Raw genomic sequence first — 6,218 nt, 5'->3', positions numbered from 1 at the left:
CCGCGTTGGCGGTGAAGGCGGCCGAGCCGTCGAGGCCGGTGAGCGCGCTGTCGCAGCCAGATGAGCCATGGGCGGTGGCGATGTGCAGCGTGACGGCACTGCTGCTGACATCGGCGCAGACCAGGCGCCGGTGCGACTGGGCCGTCTGGCTCGCGTAGCGCAACGCGGCCAGCACCTCGTCGTGCGCGGCCTCGCTGCGCGCGCCGGAGGCCCCGTCGAACTTCGGCATCGCGACGACCGCGAGCACGCCGATCACCAGCAGAACCGCGATCAGCTCGACGAGGGTGAAGCCGCGTTGGCGCGTCGGACTAGAAGATTTCGCGTACATGGACCGTCTTCTTCGATTCGGGGCTGTAGATGCCGAAGGCGGCGCGCGCTGAAGGATCGCTGGCCCAGCCGGTGGCGCAGCTGCCGTTGCGCGAGCGCAGCCAGGGCAGGACGGCGCCGGTGCTGGCCGGGTGGTTCGCCAGGCACGACTCGTCCGCCGTGCCGGCGCCCAGGTTCAGGGCCAGGTCGACGGTGCCGGTCGCGCCGCCGGAAGGGGCGGCCAGCGTCAGCGTGCCGACACCGTTCGACTTCATCGTGATCGCCGTGGCGTTGGTGGTCCAACTGCCGGCGCCACCCTTGTGATCACGCACGCTCGACAACGCCACCGACCCGGTCGGAATGCTCGCGGCGCCGTAGCCGGTGCAACCGTCGTCGCCGTTGAGGAGCCACGCCTTGCCGCTCCAGTACTCCACGCGCAGCGCCAGTTGCAGCGCGCTGTTCTCGCTGCCGTAGCCGTTGGCCACCAGCAGCCGGCCGCTGCGCAGCGGCGTGCTGCCCTCGGCGTGGCCGGATGAGCTGACGCCGTCGGCATCGGTCGCACGGATCGCGAGCGTCTGCGGCGCGGTGAGCTTGTCGGTGAAGCCGTAGGTGGGCGCCGCGTTCGCCACGCCCAGGGTGTAGCTGGCGGCGGGCACGGTCGCACCGTCGGTGAAGCCGCCGATCGCCAGCGCACCGGCGTCGCTGAGGGTGGTGGCCTTGGCATAACTGCCGAAGTAGTTGCTCGTCGTCCCACCGGAGGCGTTCTTCGCGGTGATCGTCGCCGGGATCGGCTGGCCCGCGTAGCCGAAGTTGCCGGCCGCGCAGGCCGGCGTCACCGCCACGTCGAAGTGGTGCGGCCGGAACGGGCCGATGGCGCCGTTGGAAGCCGCCGAGCTGCCGCCCGTAGCGACGTACCAGCACTGCTTCGTGTAGCCCGGATCGGGGTCGCCGAAGGCCGCATTGGCACACCAGACGTTTCCGGTCATGCCGGAACGCATGGCCAGGCGCCCGTTGCGGCCGTAGTAGATGGTGGCGGTGGCGCCGGCAGGCAGCACGCAGGTGCCCCACTCGCTGGCGCACAGGACCGGCGTGCCGGCGCTCGAGCCGGCGGCCGTGTAGCCGCTGGCAAGGTAGTTGCCGCTGGCCAGCACGGCGCTCAGGTCGCCGCGGCCGACCTCGCTCCACTGGAAACTGTTGACCGCTGCCGAGCCGCTGGCGAAGCTGCCCACGCTGCCGGTCCAGGTGCCATTGACGGCACCGCTGGCCTGCGGCTGGGTGCGTACCCAGCCGAGCGTGACGCTTTCGGGCGCCGCTTCGCGGCCGAAGTTGGGCGTCGTGGCACCGCTGGCGTTCTGCGCCGTGACGGTGGCCGAGAAGCCGACGCCGGCGACCTGGGTGCCGCTGGCGGCGGCGACGGTGAAGGTGTACGGCGCGGCGATGAAGCTGTCGCTGCCCGTCATCGTCAGGCCGGCATCGCTGCCGCTGCCGGTGTAGGTGGCGTCCAGCGCGACCTGGCCGACGTCCGCGTACTGCAGTGTCGTGCTGGCGGTGCCGGTCGCGTCGAAAGCCAGCGTGACCGCCTGGCTGCCGGCGCCGCACTGGACCGCCGTGCCGCCGACGCGCACCGGCAGCGTGCCGCTGGCCGGGTCCTGGAAGCTGCAGCGGAAGGTGATGGGCTTGCTGACGCCGGCGAAGGCCGGCACGCAGGCGTTGCTGTTGTCGGCCTTCTTCACCGCGCTGACGCTGACGCTTTGCGCACTGTCCGCCACGTGGTTCGGCACGTCGAACCGCAGCCCGCTGTCCTCGGCGCTGAAGCTGCAGGCCGGGCTGCCGAAGGTGCAGCTCGTGGCGCTGGCAGGCGTCACGCTCAGGCCCGTGGTGCCGAAGCTGACGCTGCCGGCCGACACCACCTGGGCGCGCACGGTGGTGCTGCTGGCGCCCGAGGCGATGCTGAAGGCCGCGCCATCGGGCCAGGTCACGGCCGGCGCGCCGGTGGCGGCGAGCGTGCCGGTGAGGCCCGCGGTGTAGAGGCTCGAGCACGCCGCGTCCTGGCAGGCGACGACGGTCAGCGTGCTGGGCGTGCAGGTCAGGCCGGTGCCGGTGCCGTGGCGCAGCTCGACGTGGTGCAGCGGCGGCGGGCAGCCGTGGCTCACTGCCATGTCGGCGGCGATCTCGAGCGCGCTGATCTCGTAGTTGTAGACCTTGACTTCGTCGATGCGGCCGTTGGCCGATGCGGCGGTGGCGTTGCTCGGGATCGCGCTCGTGCGGTTGTCGCCGAGGAAGAGCGTGAGCAGGCTGGGGTCCAGCGCGCCGTTGGTCGTGACCGTCCTGGCGCCGACCTGTTGCCCGTTGACGTAGATGCGCAGCGTGCTCTGGTTGCTGCCGTTGTGCACCCGCCAGCTCACCGCGATGTGGGTCCAGGTGCCGGCGGTGATCGATTGCGCGCTGGATGCCGCATCGATCAGGTTGCCCGCCGAGTCGGTGACCACGAAACGCAGGGTTCCGTCGCTCTTGCGCACCAGGAAGAAGGGCCGGTTGGCCGACCCGCTGGCGTCGAGCAACTGCGCCTCCGTCGAGCTGGTCCAGGCCGCGTTGCTGCGATACCAGAAGGTGACGGCGCCGTCGACGCCGATGCCGGTGTCGACGTCCAGCGAGGTGTCGATCGCCGAGATGGTCGAGGCGTTGGTGTTGGCAGGGATGTCGGCGCCGCGGCAGACATAGCCGCCGACGCTGCTGGCCGCCGCGCCGACGCGCACGCCACCATGGCCGTTGCCGGTCGAATCGGTCACCTCGCCGATGTTGCCGCTCCACGAGAACTCATCCATGCGGTACTCGGCCAAGCGGGTGGGCGTGCCGCTGGGCTGGAACCAGCGGATCGCGCTGCCGTTGGCGTTGTAGCCGCTGTTGAACGAGTACAGCGTGTAGTCCGAATTCGAGACCTGCACGCCGATGGTGGCGTTGCTGCCGGTCGTGTTGGCGTTGCCGTACTGGTACTTGAACTCGCCGTTCTCGTACAGGATGATCTGGAAGGCGTAGGGCGTGTTGGTGCCGTACTCGTAGACGCTGTTCCACGAGACGACGAGGTAGCGGTTCGGCGCCGTGCCTTTCTGTTCCCAGGTGACGTTGCCGGAGCCAGCGCGGCTCGGGTCCAGGTCGGCCCAGTAGGCCATCATCACCCGCGCCGTCGCGGCGGCGGTGCAGCCGCCGCGGCTGTCCGCGTTGCCGGCCGGCAGCGTGGTGTTGACGTAGTTGCGGAAGAAGCCGGTGTCGGCGCCGAACTGCAGCATGCCGTTGCTGAGCACCCGCACCGCGTTGTAGTTGGTGCCGCCGAAATTGAAGCTGAAACCGCCCGGGAAGGTGATCGTCGCCTTGTCGTCGTCGCCGGGGTAGCCGGTGCAGCTCCTGTCCCAGGTGATCGTGTTGGTGGTCGTTTCCCAGGCGTAGGTGTCGCTGCGGAAGGTGTAGGTCGCCGCACCAGCGGGCGCAGCCGCCAGCACGAGCGCGAACACCGCCAGGGCGGCCGGCCAAGTAAGGCCGGCGGCCAGGCGGTGCAAGAGGCGAGCGAGCAGACTGCGCATCGAGAACGCGCGCCCGGACGCTACGTCAGGTGCCGGCGCGGATGGCGGTGAAGGTCGCGGTGGCGCTGCCGTTCGTCTGCGTCAACGTGCAGCTGGCGGTCGTCCCATTGCCCGGATCGATGGCGGCCGGGGCCACCGTGTAGCCGTTCGTACCGGTGGGCAGGCCGCCTTGCAGCAGCGAACCGACGTCGTCGCAGTTGTCGACAGCGACGCACTTGTTGGCGGTGACCACATTGCCGACAGCGGAGCAGCCGGCGTAGTTGAGGCTCATGGCGCTGTTGGCCGCGCCGACAACGCTCTGGAGGGCGCTGGCCTTGGCTTCGGTGCCCATGTCGATGAACTTGGGCATGGCCACGGCGGCCAGGACACCGAGGATGACGATCACGACGATCAGCTCGATCATCGTGAAGCCGGCTTGGATTCGCTTCATGGTGAAACTCCTTCGAATGAAGACACAAGAGAACAGGGAAACGCTAGGGACACGAGGCACCGACCAGCGCGATGCGGGGGGCCGCACCCGGCGACGGAGCCTGGGCGTAGATGAACTCGCATGTGCCGGCATCCGAGCTGGGTTCCAGGCGCGCGCGCAAGGCGGGCACGCCGTCGAGCGACTCGGGCTGCCAGGCGATATCGTCCGTGCCGCCCCAGACCTTGAGCGCGGCCGCGATGCCGTCGGCATTCGCCGCCGGCCAGCCGAAGACGCCGGCCACCGGCCGGCCCCGAAGCGGCAGCCGCTCGCAGGGCCCCGACCGCACTTCGCACTGGCCGTGGAACAGGCTGGCCGTGCTTTGCGCGGTGGCCAGCAGCATCTTCAAGCGCACCTGGCGCGCGGCCACCAGCGGCGCGGCCAGCCGCGGCAGCGCCAGCGCGACCAGCACGCCGATCACCACCACGGCGATGGCGAATTCGAGCCGGGTCAGGCCGGTGGATCTGAACTTGCGCGGAGGTTGGGGCGGCATGCGTGTCCATCTCAGTTGCTCCACCGCAAACCAAGGGATTTGCGAGGATCCGGCTCCGCCGGTCCGCTGCAAAAGCCCCCTCGGGGGGAAGCGACCGGAAGGGAGCGTGGGGGCTTCACTTCAGCCATGGCCGGTCGCGACCTTGCCCAGGTCCCACATCGGCAGGAACACGCCCAGCGCCAGCACCAGCACCAGCACACCGAGGAAGACGATCAGGATCGGCTCGATCTGCTGGCCCAGCGTCTTCAGCTCGTACTGCACCTCGTTGCTGTACAGCTCGGCGACCTCTTCCATCAACTCGTCGATCGCGCCGGTCTCTTCGCCGACGCCGATCATCTGCAGCACGACGGGGGTGAACACGCCGGCCGCCATCGCGGCGCGCACGATGGATTCGCCGCGCTCGACACTGTCGCGCATGCCGTCGATGCGGCGCGAGATCCAGCTGTTCTCGACCGTCTGGGCGACGGCGGCCAGCGCGCGCTCGATCGGCACGCCGCTCTTGAGCGCCAGCGCGAAGCCGCGCGCGAAGCGGGCCAGCATCGCCTTGCGAACGATCTTGCCGGCCACCGGCACGCCCAGAAGGAACTGATCCCAGCGCAGCTTGCCGGCCGGCGTGGCGACCCACGCGCGCCAGCCGAAGAAGGCGCCGACGGCCCCCAGGCCGAGCAGCCAGCCGTGGTCGATCGTGAACCTGGAGGTCGCGAGCAGGATCTGGGTCGGCAGCGGCAGCTCGGCATGGAAGCTGGCGAACACGCCGGCAAAGGCGGGGATCACCAGCACGTTGATGACACCGATCGCGGCGACCATCGCGATCATCACGAACATCGGGTAGCGCAGCGCCGACTTGACCTGCTGGCGCATGAACATCTCGAACTCGAGGTGCTTGCACAGGCGGTCGAACACCTCGTCGAGCCGCCCGGTCATCTCGCCCACGCGCACCATCGCGACGAAGAAGCCGTTGAAGAGCTTCGACTGCTGGGCGAACGACATCGACAGCTCGATGCCCGATTCCAGGCTGCGCCGCACCTCGGCCAGGCTCTCGCGCATGCCGACGTGGGTGGCCGATTCCTGCAGCCCCAGCAGCGCGCGCAGGATGGGCACGCCGGCGCGCAGCAGCGTGTGCAGCTGGCGGCAGAACAGCATCAGCTCGACGGTGCCGACCGGCGGCTGCAGCCAGCGGGCGATCGTGGCCTGGGCCGAGGCGGGGGCGGCGCCGCCGGCCGCGGCCTTGGCGGTGCCGGCTTCGGCTTCGATCTTCAGCGGCGTCACGCCGCGTGCGAACAGCAGGTCGGCCACGGCGCTCGCATCATTGCCTTCGAGCGTGCCGCTGACAGGCCCCGCCGCGCTGCGGCCGGTATAGGCAAAGCGAATCATT

General features: G+C 70.0%; 5 protein-coding genes. All 5 read right to left on the bottom strand.

The genetic code is table 11. The features are described from left to right. A partial coding sequence (locus tag VJ693_RS08530) for a type II secretion system protein (protein ID WP_324153264.1) occupies positions 1–328 on the bottom strand: 328 nt, incomplete at its 3' end. Then, positions 309–3,860 (bottom strand): LamG domain-containing protein, encoded by a 3,552-nt coding sequence (locus VJ693_RS08525; protein WP_324153262.1) that lies wholly within the window; start codon positions 3,858–3,860, stop codon positions 309–311. The genes VJ693_RS08525 and VJ693_RS08530, both read right to left, overlap by 20 nt. A 49-nt stretch (positions 3,861–3,909) precedes the next feature. Beyond that, entirely contained in the window at positions 3,910–4,314 is a 405-nt protein-coding gene (locus VJ693_RS08520; RefSeq protein ID WP_324153260.1) for a type II secretion system protein, read from the bottom strand. A gap of 43 nt (positions 4,315–4,357) precedes the next feature. Continuing rightward, a complete protein-coding gene (locus VJ693_RS08515) occupies positions 4,358–4,843 on the bottom strand; it encodes a hypothetical protein (protein ID WP_324153258.1) in 486 nt (161 codons plus the stop codon). A 120-nt stretch (positions 4,844–4,963) separates the two neighbouring features. After that, positions 4,964–6,217 carry a type II secretion system F family protein gene (locus VJ693_RS08510; RefSeq protein ID WP_324153256.1) on the bottom strand — a complete coding sequence of 418 codons (1,254 nt, stop codon included), beginning with the start codon at positions 6,215–6,217 and terminating at the stop codon, positions 4,964–4,966. Position 6,218 lies beyond the last annotated feature (1 nt).

Source organism: Ideonella sp., from assembly GCF_035254525.1.
GTDB lineage: Bacteria > Pseudomonadota > Gammaproteobacteria > Burkholderiales > Burkholderiaceae_C > Ideonella.
Note: the sequence above shows the minus strand (reverse complement) of the source record. Positions and strands in the feature narration are given on the sequence as shown.

Excerpts from the sequence above, each read along its gene's own strand:
- VJ693_RS08520 (WP_324153260.1), bottom strand. The coding sequence starts at position 4,314 with ATGAAGCGAATCCAAGCCGGCTTCACGATGATCGAGCTGATCGTCGTG.
- VJ693_RS08515 (WP_324153258.1), bottom strand. The coding sequence starts at position 4,843 with ATGCCGCCCCAACCTCCGCGCAAGTTCAGATCCACCGGCCTGACCCGG.
- VJ693_RS08510 (WP_324153256.1), bottom strand. The coding sequence starts at position 6,217 with ATGATTCGCTTTGCCTATACCGGCCGCAGCGCGGCGGGGCCTGTCAGC.